Source organism: Sphingobacterium phlebotomi (assembly GCF_008180195.1).
Taxonomy (GTDB): domain Bacteria; phylum Bacteroidota; class Bacteroidia; order Sphingobacteriales; family Sphingobacteriaceae; genus Sphingobacterium; species Sphingobacterium phlebotomi.
In genome coordinates this window covers 44,690-65,551 of the sequence record NZ_VTAV01000006.1, presented here as the reverse complement: position 1 = coordinate 65,551, position 20,862 = coordinate 44,690, and the positions used below count along the sequence as shown (strand labels likewise).

Annotated in this window: 15 protein-coding genes; 3 read left to right on the top strand and 12 right to left on the bottom strand. The window is 41.6% G+C overall.

Going from position 1 to position 20,862, the window contains the following annotated elements; genetic code table 11:
- Positions 1-3: 3 nt before the first annotated feature.
- From FXV77_RS10905 to FXV77_RS10895, 3 genes are read left to right on the top strand one after another with little or no spacing between them, the layout of a single operon-like run.
- Complete coding sequence (locus FXV77_RS10905) at positions 4-1,269, top strand: RagB/SusD family nutrient uptake outer membrane protein (RefSeq protein ID WP_148919269.1); 1,266 nt, start codon at positions 4-6, stop codon at positions 1,267-1,269.
- Positions 1,270-1,310: 41 nt separating this feature from the next.
- The gene (locus FXV77_RS10900; RefSeq protein WP_246162422.1) at positions 1,311-2,249 is read left to right on the top strand and encodes a phosphodiester glycosidase family protein; all 939 of its coding nucleotides are present in this window, start codon (positions 1,311-1,313) and stop codon (positions 2,247-2,249) included.
- A gap of 21 nt (positions 2,250-2,270) precedes the next feature.
- Positions 2,271-4,043, top strand: a complete 1,773-nt coding sequence (locus FXV77_RS10895) for a BACON domain-containing protein (protein ID WP_148919268.1) — start codon at positions 2,271-2,273, stop codon at positions 4,041-4,043.
- 78 nt (positions 4,044-4,121) lie between these two features.
- Here FXV77_RS10895 and FXV77_RS10890 read toward each other — a convergent pair whose 3' ends face one another.
- The 12 genes from FXV77_RS10890 to FXV77_RS10835 all read right to left on the bottom strand — a co-directional run bounded on the left by FXV77_RS10890 (position 4,122) and on the right by FXV77_RS10835 (position 20,849).
- The gene (locus FXV77_RS10890) at positions 4,122-5,321 is read right to left on the bottom strand and encodes a polysaccharide lyase 6 family protein (RefSeq protein ID WP_148919267.1); all 1,200 of its coding nucleotides are present in this window, start codon (positions 5,319-5,321) and stop codon (positions 4,122-4,124) included.
- A complete protein-coding gene (locus FXV77_RS10885) occupies positions 5,308-7,497 on the bottom strand; it encodes a chondroitinase-B domain-containing protein (RefSeq protein ID WP_148919266.1) in 2,190 nt (729 codons plus the stop codon). Before FXV77_RS10885 ends, FXV77_RS10890 begins: the two co-directional genes overlap by 14 nt.
- Before the next feature lie 27 nt (positions 7,498-7,524).
- Positions 7,525-8,229, bottom strand: coding sequence for a hypothetical protein (locus FXV77_RS10880; protein ID WP_148919265.1), 705 nt, complete (start codon positions 8,227-8,229; stop codon positions 7,525-7,527).
- 26 nt (positions 8,230-8,255) lie between these two features.
- Positions 8,256-9,542, bottom strand: a complete 1,287-nt coding sequence (locus FXV77_RS10875; protein ID WP_148919264.1) for a hypothetical protein — start codon at positions 9,540-9,542, stop codon at positions 8,256-8,258.
- A 12-nt stretch (positions 9,543-9,554) separates the two neighbouring features.
- The gene (locus tag FXV77_RS10870) at positions 9,555-11,132 is read right to left on the bottom strand and encodes a RagB/SusD family nutrient uptake outer membrane protein (RefSeq protein WP_148919263.1); all 1,578 of its coding nucleotides are present in this window, start codon (positions 11,130-11,132) and stop codon (positions 9,555-9,557) included.
- Positions 11,133-11,144: 12 nt separating this feature from the next.
- On the bottom strand, positions 11,145-14,339 hold the full coding sequence (locus FXV77_RS10865; protein WP_148919262.1) for a SusC/RagA family TonB-linked outer membrane protein: 3,195 nt from the start codon (positions 14,337-14,339) through the stop codon (positions 11,145-11,147).
- A 73-nt stretch (positions 14,340-14,412) separates the two neighbouring features.
- Complete coding sequence (locus tag FXV77_RS10860; protein WP_148919261.1) at positions 14,413-15,165, bottom strand: SDR family NAD(P)-dependent oxidoreductase; 753 nt, start codon at positions 15,163-15,165, stop codon at positions 14,413-14,415.
- 9 nt (positions 15,166-15,174) lie between these two features.
- Positions 15,175-16,443: an MFS transporter gene (locus FXV77_RS10855; protein WP_148919260.1), complete on the bottom strand. Its 1,269-nt coding sequence runs from the start codon at positions 16,441-16,443 to the stop codon at positions 15,175-15,177.
- 13 nt (positions 16,444-16,456) lie between these two features.
- A complete protein-coding gene (locus FXV77_RS10850; protein ID WP_148919259.1) occupies positions 16,457-17,485 on the bottom strand; it encodes a chondroitinase-B domain-containing protein in 1,029 nt (342 codons plus the stop codon).
- Positions 17,486-17,495: 10 nt separating this feature from the next.
- Positions 17,496-18,350 carry an alpha/beta hydrolase gene (locus FXV77_RS10845; protein ID WP_148919258.1) on the bottom strand — a complete coding sequence of 285 codons (855 nt, stop codon included), beginning with the start codon at positions 18,348-18,350 and terminating at the stop codon, positions 17,496-17,498.
- Positions 18,351-18,354: 4 nt separating this feature from the next.
- Positions 18,355-18,699: a cupin domain-containing protein gene (locus FXV77_RS10840; protein WP_148919257.1), complete on the bottom strand. Its 345-nt coding sequence runs from the start codon at positions 18,697-18,699 to the stop codon at positions 18,355-18,357.
- A complete protein-coding gene (locus tag FXV77_RS10835; protein ID WP_148919256.1) occupies positions 18,696-20,849 on the bottom strand; it encodes a heparinase II/III domain-containing protein in 2,154 nt (717 codons plus the stop codon). The genes FXV77_RS10840 and FXV77_RS10835 overlap by 4 nt, the downstream gene beginning before the upstream one ends.
- Between the last annotated feature and the right edge of the window lie 13 nt (positions 20,850-20,862).

The window sequence follows — 20,862 nt, the reverse complement described above, 5'->3', positions numbered from 1 at the left end:
GTGATGAAGAAATATATAATAGCCATGATGGCCATAGCACTATTTGGATCTTGTGCTGACCAGTTAGAGCAGTTTTCGTTCGCGGCCATTTCGCCGGATGCGGTAGATATACGCGATGTCCCTGCGGTACGGAATGGTATGTACAATAGCGTGCAAAATGACCCGACTGTCCGCTCATTTATCCTGTTTGATATGCTCGGTGGAACGATACAGACTAATTCGGGCACCTCTAGAGATTTGATTAACGCGACATTGAGTCCGTTGAACGCTACTGTCGGGGCAAGCTGGAACGGTTACTTTAGCGCGCTGTATCAAGTGAATAATATGCTTGCGGTGGCGGAGCGTTTCCCGGAAGCGGAATTGGCTTCCTTATCTAAAGGAGAGGCTCATTATTTTCGGGCGTACATCTATTTTTGCTTAGCAACTCGATGGGGCGATGTGCCGATTTTACGGAACAATACGATGGAGCGTGTTCATCGGGACCCTATAGCGAATGTCTGGACGTTTATCGAAGAAGAATTAGATGCAGCGGTGGCGTTGCTCGGTAGTTCTTCAAGTTATTACTACGTTTCCCGCGGTGCGGCTATTGCCCTAAAAGCACGGGTAATGCTCAGCCAAGGGAAAATGGAACAAGCGGCTACCTTGGCTGAAAGCTTAATTACCGATGGAGCCTATCGGTTGGATACCTTTGAACGTATTTTCCGTGATGCCAGCGATACAGAAACCATTTTTGCGTTCGCGAACCGTACGGAAGAATCAAGTATCAATATCAGTGATCTATTCTATACTTATGGGCACCCGAACAGAGGGCAGGGCGCTTATAAGCCTACACCGGAAACCATCGCATTGTTTGCTGATGACGATAAGAGAAAAGCTATTTCATTGATCAATATCGCTGGTACGGAATGTATCAATAAGTACCCCAGTGGACAAACCGGCCGCGACCCTTTTATCGTTTCTAGAATAGCCGAAATGTACCTCATTAGTGCAGAAGCACAAGGAAGATCGTTAGGCGTTGAACGGCTGAATGAGCTGCGTCGATTCCGAGGTTTAGGGGATATCTTTCCTGCTAATGATAATGAATACCTGACAGCTATATTAAACGAGAGAAAACGCGAATTGTTGGGAGAAAACTTTATGTATCACGATCTGGTAAGAACAGAACGGGCGAAGGAGGAATTGCAGTTACTCGATCATCAGCACGTGTTGCCTATTCCCGGTAGAGAGTTACAGCTCAACCCTAATCTCGTGCCTAACCCAGGTTATTAATGTGTATAAGTTTGATTGGAAATCAAATAAAATATAAGCAGATGAATAAGATTAAAAATATATGCTGGATGATGATAGCGTTGTCGTTTGTCGTCGTTCAATATGGTTGTGATAAGAACGAGTATCATTTCGAATATAAGGCAGAGCCTAAAACGGAATTTGGTAAAAAACTGGTAGAAGGAACGGACCTTTTTGCCCAGATATTTACAGATACGCTGTATAAGGTGACGGACGGCATTGTCGCTAGCGAAATAGAATATCTATCGCAGAAAGGGTTAGCCATGAAGATTTTTATTTTTGAGGTTGACCTTAGTCATCCCAATATCGATATCGTCGCTTCTTCCCCAAATGATGCGAATACCTTTGGCATGCAACGCATGACAGTACAGGCAACTCATGTAGATTCCGAAGCTAAACGTGTGTGGGCAGGGGTTAACGGAGATTTTTACAATATGGATAACGGTACGCCGCGGGGTGTGTTTTATAAGCAGGGCGTTGCGCTACGGACAACGTTTGATAGTGGGGAAAGAAGCTTTTTTGCTATTGGTCACGACGGAAACGCGTTCGTGGCTACCCGAGATGAATATCCTAGTATCGCTGCGACCGGTGTGATCAAAGAAGCTGTCGGCGGTAGCGTAACGCTGGTGCGCGATGGAGCTGTGCTCACACACATGGATACTACGGTGGAACCTCGTACCTGTATCGGCGTTTCTGCCGACGGTCAGAAGGTATTCATATTGGCCGTTGACGGCAGAAATTTCTGGTATTCCAATGGCATGTTGTTCGAAGAGTTGGGACATTGTTTGAAGGCATTGGGAGCGGAAAATGGGATTAATCTCGATGGGGGAGGTTCTACCACATTCTTCATCCGCAATACACCCGATTTTTCTGCGGATCGTTTTGAAATACGCAACTGGCCGACAGATAATGGCGGTCAGGAGCGTTCTGTGGCCAACGGTTTATTAATCACTTCTGAATAAGGACATTTTAAAGAAAATAATATGAACAGATATTTGAATCAGTGGACTGGCATACTCTTCGTGTTACTACTTGGTGTTTGCTTTTCCTGTTCGAAAGTTGAAGATTTGGGTAGTTTTACGCCGCAAGAGCCAGCGTTTTCATTGGAGACCGATGCTATCGAAGTGAGTAAAGAGGGTGGAGAATTTACAATCAATGTAGAATCGAATTTACCTTGGCGTGTAAAAAGTAATGCAGACTGGGTTAGTTTTTCTTCTGAAAATGCTTTGGCAGATGGAAAGATTACATTTAGTATCGCTCGCAATAGAAGTACCACTCCAAGGAATGCGGAATTGACCGTTTGGATTACGAAAGATAATGAAAAGAAAATACAGGTTATCCAAGCAGCTGCAGAACCAAGTGATTTGGTTACACATTTCTATGTGAAAACTACGGGAACTGAAGAAAATTCGGGGCTTTCGTGGAATGAGGCTACTACTTTAGACAAAGCATTGGATGCGGTAGTTCCTGGGGATGTTATCCATATTGCGGCTGGTACGTATATACCAACAAAAGTTCTCACAGGTGGGAGTGCTAGTAACGCCGCTGATAGGACATTTGAGATACATAGTAATATAGGTCTAATAGGTGGATATCCGGATGATGCGGTGGAAGGAGCCGTATCTGATCCTACCTCGTATGAAACTATTCTGAGTGGCAATACGTCTTCAGGAAAGGTCTATCACACCGTGGCTATTACTGCGCCACCTCAGAAGGGACAGAAAGTTGTTTTGCAAGGTCTTTCAATTAAGCACGGACAGGCGGCTAACAGTGGAACAGGGCATATCACGCTAAACGGCGCCCAATATTATCGTTTCTATGGAGGTGGGTTGATCGTGGCCCGCTCGACGGTCGATATTTTTGATTGTGAGATATCCGAAAATACAACGGGCTTTCATGCTGCGGGCGTATTTGCCTTTTCGGGGGCTACGGTGCGATTTGAACGAAGCACAATCAAAGAGAATAAGGGAACACATAATGGCGGTAATGGAGGAGGTATCTTTAACGAGGCAGCGACGGTTTATTTTAATGATTGTGAGATATCAAATAATACCATCAGCGGTGTAGGTGCGGGAATTTATGCTTTTAGCGGCTCGCAGCCCACTTATACTTATATTTATAACAGTACTATCGCATATAACAATAACAACGGTGCCGGTTTAAGTGAAACACGTCGTGGGGGCGGTTTTTATGGAAGGGAACGTTCGGTAACAGTGATCGTAAACTCTACGTTCTACGAAAATATCGGTGGCCATGGAGCGGGTATTAGTCTCTATGGAACAGCAGCGGCTCCCTCTCGATTAGATGTGATCAGCACATCTATTACTGGAAATAAGGGCTATAACAATGGAGGAGGCATTGAACTAACATCCAATACCACACTCCGTATCTATAATTCCATTTTATCAGGTAATACGGCTGTTAGTGGTGGGGATATATTTACTGGCTCAGGAGCCAATCCGGTATTTTCTTCAAGTGTCCGCGGGAATCAATTGTTGGATGGAAACGGTACTGTCATCTCCGGTTCGTCGTTTGATTTTGAAACGATGTTAGGGAATTTCACAAATCATGGAGGGCATACCAAGACTGTACTGTTATCTTCGGGTTCAGCCGCTGCGACATTGGGAATGTCCGCAGCTCAACTGAAAAATCTAGGCAATACGTATACTCCCGCCATTCCTGCCGAAGTCATCACATATGACCAGAACGGCAAATCGCGTAGTAATAGCGCTGCGATGGGAGCAGCTATCCCGTAATGAGAGATCTTTTTTGCAGACAAAATCCCCTGTACACAGTGAAGTACAGGGGATTTTTTTGAGGATTTCGTAGAGATTCTACGGTATATTTTGAAAATTATCTTTTATCTCCAAACCGATGGGCTCGCTCATAAACGTAAGAGGAGTGGTCACATGGAGAAACGTATTGGATGTAACGGATAGGTTTTTAGGTGGAAGTACTCTGGTGGTATTTGCTCCGCTTCCGAAAACGATTCCCTCCGTGCAATCTAAGATTACATTGTGATCAATCTGCACATCGATGACTTGGAAATATTCGTTCAGTTCGGGGTTTTTCACCGTATTCATAACAGATATGGGAGCTCTTAACGATGTGCCTTTCAATTTATACAGATGATTGTTGCTTACTTGATGCCTTTCGCCAATGATGCGGATACCTCCGGTATTTGCTTTGTTATTTCCGATGAAATGGTTATTCCGAACGATATTGTCGTTGCCATGTCGGAGGGTTAGGGTTCCTGCACATTCGAAGAATAAATTGTTTTCCAGTATGTTGTGACAGGATTTAACAGAAATAATTTCAATTTCACCATCGCAATTGTCAAAGGTATTGCCTTTTACGAGAGTTTTTGAGGAGTGCATAGACCAATGGCTGGTGCCAATGCGAATGGTCTCACCGCCGTTTTTTCCAAGGTCTGGGCGATGCCCGAAGTAGTTATGCAGGATTTGATGATGATTCGGATTTTCGTTTAGCCACACAACGAGCGTTGTTCCCGAATGCGTCTTTCCTGTGAACTCGCAGTTTATAACGGTGTTGTGTGTGCCATGCAAGGAAACCCATTTGTAATCGATATCCTTGTTGTTGGGATTGTAATGCAGAATCCCTGAATTCATCAAGGTGCAATGCGATGATTTTTTAGAAAATGTGATTACGTCTTTACCCATTGAAAATCCATCCTTAAACACAAAACCGTCTGCTATAAGCCAGGTACCGTCTATGATCAAGTTTGAATTTTTCGAAAATTTTGTTTTCTTCGGATCAGCAACTTGAAAAACAATAGGTGCATCTTTGGTGCCTGAGCCTTTTAATTGAAGCACGCTATTTTGCCAATCGCTACCTATCAGGATAATCGTATCACCTGCTTGAGGTTTGAGTACATGCAATTCTTCCGCATTTTTTACCTTATATGTTGTGTTAGAAATGTTAAAAGGAGATGCTCCCCATATATTCCCCCAGCTATTTTTACTTCCCAATAGGATAAAGAGCAATATGATCGCCATGTTTTTATATAAGTTCATAACTTCCTATCGTTTGTTTTAGTTTAAAAGATTTTGGTAATTGCTTGTCCAGTTTTTTGTAATTTATCAAAACGGGTTTTTCTTGTGTATTGTCGCCGATGTTTTGGGGGTAGAATGTATCTATTTTCCCAGATTCGAAGAAATTGGAATGTTGTATACGTATATCGTGATATCGAAACTCCCGACATTCAATACTTCTTCCTCCCTGACCGGATCTATAAATCTGATTGTTGGCAAAGCGGATATATTGAGGACCTATCAATCTGACCGCTGCACCTTGTTCTTTATTATCAACTTCGTTGAATGTGCAATGGTATATCTCCACAAAAGGGCCAGTTGTACTTTCGTCATTTCCACCTCTATAAATATCAATTGCACTATTTAATATATTGGAAAATATACAGTTGTTAATCCATACATTTTCTACGTTGTAAATCCCTTTATCATCTCTCTCGGCGTTGAATGCTATTCCATTACCCGATATATTGTGGAACAAACAGTTCTCGACATACAGGGAATCTGCAAAAGACGCCTTTTCCGCTTTTATCCCCGCAAAACTACTTTCGTTAAAATCGGTAAATGTACAGTTTTTGACTTTTAAGGTGTAACACTGTAGTACACCGTCCATATCTGTATTGATTCCCGCACGAACATTTCCATAGCTTTCATATGTGCCTAAAAAATGAATGTTTTCTACCTGGAGAGAACCGTTATTGGCGATAACAATAAATGCCGGTAGTGTCTTGTCTGCGTTACTGACAAAGATATATTGTTGATTACCGGTGAGGATCAATGGTTTGGTAATAAGGAGTGGTTTCTCCAAACCAAAGATCAATTGGTCGGATTGAAGAAAAAGGGTATCATATGCATGTGCCTGTTGGAGGACGTTGTATAGTTCGTCTGCGTTTTCGATAATATATTTTGTAGAAGCATGAGCATCTGTTTGTACATTTTTGGAAACTAAAGTAGAACCAAAGCTATTGCTGTTCACCTTTACATCCTGGAAAACATCTGACGCATTGTTATTGGCAAATAGTATTCCTTTTTTATTGTTGTCCATGTACCATTCGTCGCTGTATTGTACGAAGGTGTTGTTCTCGAAACGGATGTTTTCAGGTGCGACAGTCCGTTCATTGTCTTTTCCCCCACCAAATACCAAACTTCCGGATTGGACGAAAGTATTATGATGGATCTTGACATCCTTCACCGGCATGTAACGGTTTATCAGCGAATTAGGAACACCGTTCATAATCGTTAATGGTGATCTGAATCCTTCACCACGAAGATTTTTAAACATGTTGTTTTTGATGACATGGCCGGAATTAACCATTCGGACGCCTCCGGTTTCCTTTTGGAAGTTACCATCAAATATATTCCCGTCCACCACATTGTTATCGCCATGACGCAATACCAAAGAACCTTCGCATTCGAAAAAGTAATTTCCCGCGATGTAATTGGCACCAGATTTTATCGAAACGATTTCCGTCTCTCCTGAACAGTGTTCAAAAAAGTTATTGGTCAATTGTGTGTTGGAATCGTGCATGGAGTAGCGGGAAACGCCTATTCGTATCGTTTCTCCTCCATTGGAGCCTAAACGATATCGGTTTTTAAAGTGGTTTTTTTCGATAAGATGAAAATTCTTTTGGCTTCTTTCATCATTTAACTCGACAATAAGTACCGGGCCTGCATTGATTTTTCCGTCAAAAGTACAGTGGATAATACGATTGTGCTGTCCCCAAAGTACAACCCAATTGTCGCTGTCAAAGCGATTCAGCTTATTGTAATGGTCAATAACAAAATTTTCAATCGTACAGTGGTTGGCCAGATCATCACTTATTCGAAATGTAATCACGGAATTTTTAGCCGCATGCCCTTTCCGGAAGTAGAAGTTTTTGAGATGGAGATGTTCACCGGCTATGGATAGGGACGATGTACCCTCTATGAATAAAGGAGCGTCATCGCTAGTGGTGATAACGATGCGCTGCTGTGTTGTTCCATGTCCACGTATCTTCAAGTTGACGTCTTTCCATATACCAGCATCCGTAATGATGATCCGGTCTCCCGGATCTGCTTTCTTTGCTGCTTGCTCAAGCTCCTGCGGTGTTGCTACGGATATATCGTTGCCAAAGATAACTAACGGTAGCAGGAGTAAGATGCTGCCAATTATTTTTTTCATATTTTTCTCTTATTGCTCCCTAATAAATTAATCTTTCGGTACAGCCAAGTCAAACTTCAATGTTGATAAATTTTCGTTTTCTGTTACTTTTTTCATGCGTATCAATACGTTCATACTTCCCTGCTCCGTAGGAATTTTTGCCCAAATTAGATAGGTATCTATCGTATTGAATACATTCGATGCAGGTGTTTCGGTTGTTGAATATCGTATTGCCGAACTCGATGGTTCTGGGATTCCCTTGAAGAGATCGTCGGATAGCTGAGTGATATCTCCGGAATTAAATGCTTCATAAACAGCGCGCTGCTTTTTGTTCGAAGGAAGTAGTACCCGAAAACGGGTTGCTGTCCACTCTGCCGGTGTGATTAGTGCTTCGTATGGAACTCCATTGCACCTGTAATTTTTGATGATATTCGTTGCGTTATTGGGCGAATAAATAGATACACCTTTGCTTGTATAGTAGGCGAGCAGTGCTATTTTCTTTTCATTATTGTTCAAAGTACACGGACCGATCAATTGGAACTCTGGTAATATAACCGCACTATTATCGAAAGTAGTTTTACTGTTGCCCTGTGTATTCATCGTAATATCTTGGAGGATTTCATAACTTTTAGTATGCACCACCTCTTCCACTATCTCTTTTGTGTTAAACAAATCGGATATAGAAGTAGACACGCCTCCGGATAATGACAATAGAGGCAATGTAATCAGTAAGCTATTCATGAATGTTTTCATACTATTTTTGTTTAATATATCTATACTTAATTTTTGGGTACTATCAGATCAAATCGTATTGACGATTCATTGCCATTTTCTAGCACGTCACGGATACGAAGCAAAACATTGATGGTTCCTTGAGGATTTGGTATGGTTGCCCAGATTAAATAGGCTTCCTGAGTGAATATACTCGCCGATGCTTCCGCTGTAGACGAATACCGCGGAGCAGAGCTGGAAGGAACTGAGATACCATCAAAGAAATCATCCGATAAATCGGGGATACTGTTGGTATTGTAGGCATCATATACCTCTTGTTGCCTTGAATTTGATGGCAGCAATACGCGGAAACGTGTCGCGACCCAGTTCGACGGGGGTGTAATAGGTGTGTACGGTGAGCCGTTGCATCTATAATTTCCAATAATATTTGTGGTGTTGGTAGGCGCATATAAGGATACACCGCTGCTGGTAGCATAGGTAAAGAAAGATATAGCTTCCTCTTTATTGGCGAAATTACAAGGGCCTATCAATTCAAAACTCGGCAAGAGCATGGCGCTATTATTAAAGGTTACAGCGTTGGTGCCCTGTGCGCTCATGATTACATTGGTGTATATCTCGTAGGGAAGAATAGGAATAGCTATTAAGGCTTCCGATGACAGCCCATAGGAGTCGTACATGATGAGTTTTAGATTCGCTGCATTTGGTCGATATGTATAAGCATAATTAAACGCGTATGCTGTTTCACCGTTTAAATCCATTTCGTGCACTTTTACAAAAGCCCCTTGATAATCATCATACAGTTCGATTTTTGTAATTCCATTTTCCGATTTCGCAGTAGCGGTGACTTGGATTACGTTCGCATCATCGGGAACCAATGATGCGGGAACATTCTCCCAAAAAGGAAGCGGGGGAGTAAAGCTTTGGATGTTGATAACAGCTTCGTCTGAGCTATTATCTGTTCGTTTAATCATCAGTTTTAATCCGGAAACATCCTGCATGGGTATATGCTCAAATAAATCAGCTTCCATCACAAATTGGATACTTCGTTTGCTGTCGAGGTCTTGTGTATAGGTGATATCTACTAATGAATCACTCACGCCTTCTCTGATAAGATAGGTATATATAAAGTTGATATCTTTTTGGGAAGTAATTTGTGCTTCAATATTATTCTGGGGCGTAAATGTTTTCGTTGCGGTGTTAAAAGTATAATCTTGTGCTTCGACAACATCTTTTGCTCCCTTATCGTTGAGAATCACGTCCTCACTTTTTTTAGAACAAGCCAGTATGCCGAAAATACATACGGTTATGGCTATGATATGAACTATAGTTTTCATCACGTTTATGGTTTAATATCCAGGATTTTGTTCAAGTTCTAATTCATTGTTTGTGGTAATCTCCCGAAGCGGGATAGGCAAAAGCAATCGCTGCTCCGTCACTTTTGCTTTTAAATCTTCCAGGGAAATTGCTGGAACAATTCGGCTGTAATGCTCGGGATATTCGTTCTCGAAATGTTGTTTCAAAGTTTCTATCGCTTTGCCAAATCGTACGAGATCGAAGAAACGTTGGTTTTCAAATGCCAATTCTAACTTGCGTTCGTTCAGCAAAGCGTCGATAAATCGCGACTCGCTATCGATACTGTTTGTACCTGTGGTCGGGTAGGTGAAGAATTGGGCGGAAAAAGCAGAAGAACCATCGTATTCTACGGCGCCTGCTCTTTCTCGAACGGTGTTGATGAGCTGTACAGACTCTCCATTTGGCCCGTCATACCCAAGTGCTTCGGCTTTCATAAGCAATATATCTGCATATCGTAGAACAGGAAAATCGTTTTCCGCGTCATAACGTGTCATTATAGGCGAAACGTACTTCTTTACATAAGGCTTCGTAGGACTATAAATGGCGAGATTGGCAGCATATCGGGTATCCTTGTTGGTTGCATGTGAAGTATAATACATGGACATGGCTTCATAGGTCGGGAAATTTAGACCATCACCATCATTGTTTACAACAGCCGATCCTGAGCCAGTGGGAGCGAAAAGATTAGCAAATGGAGAGCCCAAACCAAAACCGCCGGCCTTGTATCGAACAGCGAATAGGATTTCTGCATTCATTTCATTTCCAATCGAGAAAACATCGCTATAACTCGTTGCTAATTCATGTCCGCTTTTGCTGATTATTTCATTCAATTCTGATAAGGCATCGTTTTTTCTGTCGAGTGTCAGGAATACCTTAGCTAACATTGCTCGAGAAGCCCAATGGGTGACGCGCCCTAAATCGTCCGACGGAATGTTCTGATATTGTATTGCGGGAAGAACTTCGATGGACCTTTGTAAGTCAGCGATGATTAAATTATAGACATCTTCTTTGGTATCGTAATTTTTTGATTTTGATGTGTTGGGGTTTACGGGTTCTGTTACCATAAAGATATTCCCAAATAACCTGACCATATTAAAATAGTGATAAGCCCGAATGAACAATGCCTCTCCCACAATATGTTGCCATTCCGTTTCCGTCATATTGGCATTTCGTTGGATTTGGTGATCGCCGTCTATATACTGAACACCCATATTGTTTAATAGGTAGTTTACTGCACGGATGTTTCGGTATGTATTTATCCAGTAATCATACACTTGGAGATGATCGGCATTTAGGGTGAACATATCCAATTCGTTTTGTTCTATTCTAGGTGCAGCACTGCTATTTGCCACGCCTTGTAAGGAGAGATCAGAACGTAACTCCGTCATCATCCACTCATTATATAGTGGTGCATGCATCCCATTGTAGCAACCCGTAAGTGCCGTATTAGCTTCTTTGTAGTCACGATAGAATGCACCAACGCCGACATTGGATATAGGGTCTATATCAATTATTCGTTCGCAAGAACTTAGCGCAACGACTAACATGCTGTATAACAATATTCTTTTCATGATTTTGTCAGTTTAAAAATTGAAATCTAGACCAAACGTGTATGTACGCATCAGGGGGAAGGCACCACGTTGATAGCCATTTACTAATGGATTATTATAGTTACCCGAGGTGGTACGGGCTTCTGGATTAATACCCCTGTAGTTGTTACCCATAAAATAAAGTAGGTTTTCTCCGGAGGCGTACAGTCGTAGCGCTTTGACCCCGAGCTTGTTTAGTATTTTTTGTTTGAATGTGTAACCGAATATAACGGATCGTAGGGAAGCATAAGAGGCACTTTCCACAACATAGTCCGTTAACATCCAATTGACGCCGTTGGTGAGATAGGGCGTTTTGCCATCGCCGGGATACATTTCACTTATCCATCTGTTTTCGACTACGTTGCGGTTAAAACGCTTAGACTCATTATAGTTATGATCGCCATTGACTAGCTGGCCACCTTGTACCCCTTGTACCAAAAAACTCAGATCTAAATCTTTGTATTTAAACGTGTTTGTGATGCCCCAAGTGAAATCAGGGAAAGGAGAGCCGATAACGGTACGGTCATTTTGATCGATCATGTTATCGTTATTCACATCCACGATTTTAAGTCCGCCGGCCATGAGATAATTACTGATGTTGGTTGTCAATCCATTAGCCACAGCTTCGTCTATTTGAGATTGTGAAAGCCAAACGCCATCTGTTTTGTAACCGAAGAACTGAATAGAAGGTTGACCTATAGTGGCCGCATAAACCTCATTTCTTTCCCCAAAACTATATTGGAAAGGCTCACCGCCTAAATCAATAAGCGTATTTTTATTGTGGCTGATGTTTAAATTAGTTGTCCATTCAAAATGAGGTTTTGTCATATTTTTGGTCGTCAATTCGATCTCTATACCTTTATTTTGAACTTTTCCGGCATTATTAATATATTCATCGGAACCACTAAATGCCATAGTGGCTTGATTGTAAAGTAGCCGATCCGTTTTTGAATTGTAATATTCAACCGTTAGCGCGATACGGTTCTTTAAAAAAGCGACGTCAAGACCGGTGTTGGATTCAAATGTTCTTTCCCAGGTGATATTCGGATTTGCCAACAATGCTCCATTGGGAGAGAGGCCTAAATTTATATTGCCCGTACCCGAACCAAAAGCATAGTTTGCGGGATACATTAGATCTTGGAAGGCAAAGCTATTAATCCTGTTGTTTCCTGTAGCACCGTAGCTTGAACGAACTTTTAATGAACTCAACCATGATATATCCTTCATAAAGTTTTCTTCCGAAAGCATCCACCCTGCGGAGATGGAAGGAAAACTACCGTATTTGTTTCCTTTAGCAAAATAGGAGCTACCGTCAATACGATAAGATGCTGCCAACATATATTTATTATCAAAATCGTATGTAATCCGGCCGAGATAGGATATCAATCCAATTTGATCTTTCAGCGTATTTGTTAAACTTTGATCGATCTGTCCGGCTTGATTTAATGTTTTAAAATCTTCGGTTGGGAAATCTCTACCGACCATATTGGCATCATCGATCCAGGTTTGTTGCGTGGTGAAACCTAATAAACCTGTAAAGTTGTGCTTTTTAATATTCTTTGTGTAATTTAATGTGTTTTCCCACAGCAAGTCCTTGTAGTGGCGGGTGAAAATCGTTGCTTGATTAACTGCACCGTCTTGTCTGGCATCACTCTGTGTAAATACCTGGTGTTGGTCAATGTTATAATATCCACCCACAGAGGTTTTGAAGATTAGATTTTTGATGATTTCATAATTAAGATCCATGCTTCCGAGTAGACGATACCGCACGCGTGTATCGTCTACTCGGTTGGCGATAGACAATGGTGTATTGTTTGCGGTATTCCATGGGTCTAAAGCGCCAGAACTCGTCCATAAAGTGCCATCAGGCATATAACCCGAATAGCGTAAACTATTAAAATGTCTTGCTTGTGCGTAATCGCCAGGTTTAACATCGGCCCATTGTAGATTTTGATTCACATATGCGGCCGAAAATTCGGTGTGATAGGCAGGTACTGAAGAGTACCAACGGTAATAATCTGTGTAATTTACACCTGGTCTTTGTGTTTTGTTATAAGACGGATTGATATTTAAGTTTAGTTTCAGCTTTGGGCTGAGTGTTGTATTAATTTTTGCGCGGATAGACATGCGGTCATTTTCATTGTAACGCATTGCTCCTTGATCTGTCTGTGCGTTGGCAGTCAAGAAGTACTTTATTTCTTTTTTACCTCCCGAAAGACCAACCTGTAGATTGCTGATGGTAGCCGGTTGTAAAGCAAGTTCCTGCCAGTTTGTTGATTGCCCAATAATTTGATTTTCGATAACGTATTGCGCTCGCTCATTATTATTGATTAAATTTCTTCTATTTTCCGGTACGGAGGGATCGTTTTCGCGCAGCGCGGCTTCATCGTATAGTTTGGTGACATACGCAGACATGGTCATAATAGGATGCAGCTCCAAGGTATTTCGTACACCGGTATATGCTTTTACCGAGTATTGCGGACGATCTGCTACACCTTCTTTTGTGGTAATCAAAATAACGCCATTCGCGGCCCTCGAACCGTAAATAGCAGCAGATGCAGCGTCTTTCAGTACCTCTATGGATTCTACATCTTGTGGGTTTACAAAAGATAGACCATCTGGTACAGGGTAACCATCTATGACGACCAAAGGAGAGGTATTCGAACTGATGGAGTTAAACCCTCGTACACGTACGACGGGTTCCGCGCCTACCTCCGAAGAAACGTTTTGGATAGAGACACCCGCTATTTTCCCGATTAGCGCATTATCTAGGCGAGAGGAGGGTATTTCGTCGAGATTAGTATTGACCAGTTTGCTGACGGAACCTGTTACCGAGGATTTCTTTTGTATACCATATCCGATTACGACGACCTCTTCAATTTCTTTTTCTTCAGGATTCAAGGATATTTTTATGTTTTCTGTGTTGTTAATCTGTTTTGCATAACGTTGATGCCCTATTGCAGATATAAGTAATATTCCCCCTTTTTCTACCCGTATTTCAAATTTACCCTGTTCATCTGTTTTTGTTGCTTGCTTGCTGTTCTGTATAGAAATGCTTGCTCCCGATATAGGGCTGCCTAGTGCATCTCGCACTTCTCCAGTGACTTTTACCCTCGATTGTCCATAAAGATTTACAGATGATATGGAAAATAAGAGGGTGAATAACATGATGTAAATCGATGTTTTCATGATCATATGGTTTATAATGTATTTGAATAGCAAATGGACACACATGGGTTCGATGTCCATTTGCTTGTATTTTTTACGAGAAACTTAATCCTCCGTTGATATCCACGTTTGTTCCGCTCACAAAGCTCGATTCTTCTGATACCAAGTATGCGACCAGATCGGCTACTTCCGATGCTTGCCCTTCCCGTCTGAGCGGAGTAGCATTCGCTGTATTTTGGCGTGCTTCTGGCTTTGTAAATGTATCATGAAAAGTTGTAGCAATCATACCCGGAGCGACACCATTTACCCGAATGCCTTTGGGGCCTAGTTCTTTTGCCAAGGAACGGGTATAGGTCATCAATGCTCCTTTTGAAGTAGCATAAGCACTTGCTCCTGGACCACCGCCATCTCGTCCGGCCAGCGAGGTAAAGTTGACTATTGCACCTCCGTGAGGCATATAGGGTAGCGTGTTTTTTACAGCAAGGAAAACACTCTTTAAGTTGAGGTTGAGTACATAGTCCCAAAATTCCTCCTCCATTTCTTCGGTTGTTTTCCTGGCGACCAGTCCGCCAGCTACATTCACCAAAATGTTGATTTCATTGCCATATTTGTCAGCAGCAGTCTGCACGATCTTTTCGATATCTTCGGGTTTCGTCACATCAGCATAGACCAACGTTGCTTCTCCACCAAACGCTTGAATGAGGTCTAGGGTTTCTTTTGCTTTTTCTTCATTACCGAAATAGTTTATAACGACTTTCGCACCTTCTTTTGCCAATTTGATCGATACTTCTCTACCGATGTCTCTTCCTCCTCCTGTCACAATCGCGACTTTGTTTTTTAATTTCATATCTGTTTTTTATTTTTTTGAGTAAATATATTTTATGCTAATCCATGATAAGGGTACCAGCGCGGCCGCCAATGCGAAAAACGATATATAGCTTGTCTGTGTGATAATGGGCACAGCCCAGGTTGTAATAAGTGTTCCCAATACAGCTGCGGTTCCCCCCATTCCCGATACGGTACCTACATTTTTGCCATTGAAATAATCACTTGGTAACGTTTGGATGTTGTTGATTAAAAACTGGAAACCAAATAAGGTCATGCCGATCAGGCACATAGCGAAGACAGGAGACTCCTGTAAACTATCCAAACGTAACAATATGATGATTAAAGAAATAATCATAATGACGGCACCGATGGTTACCGCTTCTTTTCGTGCTTCTACAGCTGGTAAATTTTTCCGGATGCGGTAAGAAGAATAGTAACCTCCGCTCAGGGAACCCAAAGCCGCAAATAAATAGGGAACCCATGCAAAAGCTCCGATTTGCTTGATGTCAAAATGGAATTGTTCCTTTAAAAATGTGGGAAGCCATGTGACGAACAGCCACCATACGGGATCAATAAAAAAACGTGAGAGTATAATTCCCCATGTGTTTTTGATTTTCAATAATGCTTTCCAATGTAGTTTCTCCACTGTGGGTGATACTATATTATCTTGAACCTGCACAATATGCTGTTTCTCTTCTTCTGTAATAAACGGATGCTTTTCGGGCACGTTTCGATTGAAGTAAAGCCAAGGTATGAGCCAAATTATACCTAAAAAACCAATAAGGACAAATGTTGCTTTCCAACCAAAAGCAAGGTATAATAAAACGATAATTGGGGCTGAAATCACGGACCCTAAGCTCGCGCCTGCACCAAAAATCCCTTGGGCGATTGCCCGTTCCCTTGGAGGAAACCATTCCGCATTGCTTTTTGTTGCGCCCGGCCAATTACCGGCCTCAAAAAATCCTAGAAAAAGTCGGAAAATGCTAAAACTCATGATAGATCTGGCGAACGCATGTAATGCTATGGATAAGCTCCATCCTAGTATGGAAATAGTCATTCCCAGCCGAGTGCCTATAGCGTCCATCATTTTGCCAGTAGCCGTTTGACCAATAGCGTAGGCGATCATAAAGAATGTCGTAATAGCCGCTAGCGCATTTTTCGAATCAGCGGCATCAATTCCAAAATCTTCGTGTATATAGGGCCAAAGGATATTAATAGCACTCCTATCGATGTAGTTGATAACCGTTGCAATCGCGATTAACGTGATGATATACCATCTTAAACCTTTTATTTTCATTTGAATATTTTGTTTATTTATTCGTTATGGTAATGTTGGTTAAGCCTTTTTGGGCACCTTCCTGTTCGTTTGTGCCGTCGATAATATTACCTACTGCTTCGCCTTTACTGCTTTTGAGCCGTACGTTGATGGCATAACCTGCTGCATTAACTTGAAAGCTGTTGTTGCTGAATATGTTATAGCTGCCCCACCCCTCATAAGCGCAATTAATCTGTATGCCGTCCAGAAAGTTTGTATTAGAACCATCGTGATATCCTTGGTTGTGCGCTATCTTGTAGCTGTTCCCCTTAACATCTAACCAGCTATCTGCACTGTTTTCGCCGGAAATTCCATCAGCGTAAAATGTATTATGGGCAATCAGGCCGTAGGATGTACCTTCTTTTATATCGATACATTCTGCTGTGATACCCGGTCCGATTTTATTGTGTATAACCGTGTTGTAATCACATTTGTCCGGTTCTCCATCCGTGTATCTTGCCCAATTGCTGTTCGCCGTTCCGATATAGATGCCTTCGCCGTAGCCTGGTCTTTTTAGGCCAGTAGCCGAGATATCGCAATGTTGTACCACATTATGGCTGCTGAACTTCCGTAGATGTATAGCTTCCTCGCCGATGTTGTTAACAGTAAGGTAGGCTAAGGTATTGAAAGAGGCATTATCAGCCATGAAACCTTTTAGCCCATTTTGTAGCATCATCTTTTTAATTTTACAATGGTTACCTTGTAAATGAAATACATATCCGGTATGGGTATCACCTGCATCTAAAATAGTCGCTGTCCCGGCACCCTCTACCACGATAGGCTGTGTTTCGGTTCCACTTTTGGAGAGTATAAATCTGCCCTCATACGTACCTGGAGCAATTACAATAGAGTCTCCCGGCTGTGCCTCCGCCAATGCCTTTTTCAGCTGAGCAGTACTTTCTACTTTAATGAGTGTATAAACGTGGGGATTTTGAGGTTGACTTTCGTCTGTCGGCAGTGGGACGAGCGATGTTGCCCCACAGGAAACCCCTGTTAAGAAAATCAAAAAGATGAGCTGTTTCATTCGGATAGATTTAAATAATGTTGAGTTTCTTTATAAATAGCATAATCCGTTTGCTGATCTCCCGATTCTCCTCTTGCGGAAATTTACCATGAAGGCCGTCTTTAACGATATATAGCTCATGATATACTCTTGCTTTGTCCAACTTCTTTTGTAGATCGTAAGACATTTCGATCGGTACAATGGGATCTGCATCCCCGTGTACAATAAAGGTAGGAGGGGTGCTTTCGGTGATATAACTGATGGGAGAGACGGATGCGATAAACTTGTTGCTTTGGTGATTTTCTCCCAACCATTGTTGTGCAGATTTGCTTTTCCATGCCTTCACCTCGGTAATACCATACTTATCGATGACGGCGGCTACGCGCATGTCTTCAACAGGAAGACAGTTTTTGTCAAACCTCTTATCATTGCCCAGTAATCCGCCCATGAGGGCTAGATGTCCACCGGCTGAACCACCCATAATAACAACCTTGTTAGGGTCGATGTTAAGTTCTTTGGCATGATACTTCACATAAGCGATCACGGCACGGACATCCTCGATGGCGGCGGGTGCCGCTGCAATTTGCGATAAACGATAACCCATATTGGCAACGGCAATACCATTTTTGAACCAAGACCCAAACCCACGTTGTGTCTCTTTCGTGCCTTTGTTCCAGCCACCACCGTGGATGTTGATAACGATAGGTGTAGGATTTGGATTTGTTGCGTTGAAATAGATGTCGACTAACCCCACCCAATCGTTAACTTTGGCGTATTCGACATTCAGTTTCTTGGAAAAGTTGGTCGGATAAACAACGGTATCCACTTGGGCATTACTATGTGCCCAAACCATTATCGATAGTATTATAAAAGTTATCCTTTTCATCTGGTTATTGTTTTGGTAAAAAATCTTCCCGTAATGGAGAAAATACATCGATGAGCAGACCTGGTTCGATGCAGACACATCCATGGACGGCATGTGGTGGTACGTAATATCCATCGCCTGTAGTTATAATTTTTTCCTCACCGTCTATAGTCATTTTAAAAGTGCCACTCGCTACATATGTTACTTGTGCATGAAAGTGACTATGCAGGTCACCCACGGCACCCTCCTCAAATTTTGCTTTTACAAGCATAATGGTATCATCATAACCATACACTTGGCGCTTTATTCCATTTCCAAGGTCTTCCCACTGGATGTTGTCGTTGAACTGAAAATTTTCGCTTTGTATCATAATTGTTCTATTTGTATGTTAGAAATTATATTGTTTGTCAAATCTGTTTGAAGTTGAAATACATTCTCGCCGGCTTCGAAACTTATGTTGACGTTGTTTTTTTCTTTCGGTGTGATTTTGAAGTTTTTTACAATAGGATTTGCATCACTTATCGTCTCGTCTGTTGGATTGATATCACCATAAGTTTCTATTAATTGGGCGAATATCGCTTCATGTAAATTTTCTTGTCTTAATACGATACCCCGTGTGGGTAACAGATTGAGCTCGGGATCATTGGCACCTAGAAGCACGTGATTTAGTGTATTATTTGGACTTTCACTGGCAAAATGAACTTTATAAAATTTATAATTGCTCAGTAAAGTAATATAATCACCGTGGGGTTGGAGAGGATACGTGCTATTGAGCCATAAGTGTTCGTAGCCGTTTTTCTCACCAAAGGAGTGTAGGGAAGTGTTCGCTTCTACATTTTTTTTACTTTGATCGACCACTTGTCCGATGTAATAATAAGGAAGGTCAACGGTTTTTAGCGCTTTTCCACTGTATATGTAGCTGACATCGACAATAAGCGGTTTCTTAAATTCGTTTATCTGGATCGTTACAAGAGCTCGTGAAATCTTTATCTGTGGATAAGAATGGCTGTCAGAAGCAATGACGTATTTCAATGTATCGTGATCGTATAAAGTGATATGAGTTGGGGAGGCTTGCTCTGCCTTAGCGACATTTCCTTGAAATTGTGAGGCCTCATTGATGACGATGGTATTATGGGCTATACTTTGTTTTGCCCAGGTATTGTTTTCTTTTAGATAATGGCCACCGGATTTGCTTTCGATATTTAAGAAGCGAGCTGCACCATAATCCGGAAATACTTCGAAGCCATTGTCATAGAGAAGGAAGTTTAGGCGATCAAAATGCCCATGCCCCATTCCATGGGTTGTGTTTTTAAGAACGAGTGTTTGTTGTGTATCTTCGTCACCAGAACGAATAATACCTATTCCACCTTTTTTTCCATCCTTACCGTCTCTTATGAGTATGGTTTTGTAATCGAATTCCTTTGATTTACCCAAAAATATATCCCGAGCGACCTTTAATCCCGCATCCGATATAGTTACGTTGTTTTGTTTTTTTGCTATTCCTAGCAGAGTAGGGTTCGTATCGATGTCGCTATAAGCGATATTGTTGGACAGTACCAATTCGTTACTCTTTATAGACTTATCCTTGATAGCATCATTTAATGGAAAAAGAAGGCCATTGGTATAGCTGGTCTGAAATACGGTTTCTATGGCTTTAGCAAGAAGACGATTCCGATATTCGAATATGTGGAGTTCGGGTTTATGGTTATGTAATGCCTTCGCAAATAAAATAAATGGCGACAAGGCATAACGTTGATAATAGGGACCCTCCGCATAATATCCGTCGGGCGAGAATAATTCGTCAAGCTGTTTCAGAAAACCTGTTTGTTTGTCCAGTGCACTGCCGTAAAGGGATTTGTTTACCCATTCGGGCTTATTTAATACGAGCCCTGTGATACCTACAGCGGCGATACTCCACGTACCGTGATTATGGATTTTATCGAATACTGCTTTATGCGTAATCATAAGGTATTCTCCCATAGGAATAAAAAGATCTTTTTCAATAATCTCCCGTTCTTGTGAGGAGAGTTCTGAAACAATTAGATCGTACGCTTGAATGGCATTTACGAGCCATACACAGTCATTTAGATTCTGCCAAAAGATACGTCCACTGGGATGATTCTCTTTTCTTTTAGGATGTTCCGGCCAGCTTTGATATTTGTTGGCATAGGCTATTAATATGCTCTTGCTTAAATCAAAATATTGAACGTCTTGCGTAATTTGAAAACAGATGGCACTATTCAAAAGTAATTGGTAGTTCTTTTTGTGTAATTCGTGTGTATATCCGCCACCCGCATCTTTCGGTGTCGGGACAATTAATTTATGAACTAGCTCGGCATCTACAGATCGCTGGATATCCAAAAAACTACTTTCCAGCAATGGGAATTCTTTCACACCTTCTCTTAACGCAGGGAGATTAGCTTTTGTTATCAATAAGCTGGGATACTCCTGTGCAGAAACAATCAGCGGAAAAAATAGGGCAAAAAATATCCTGACCACATATTTTATGTAGTTTTTCATGGTTTATTTGGTT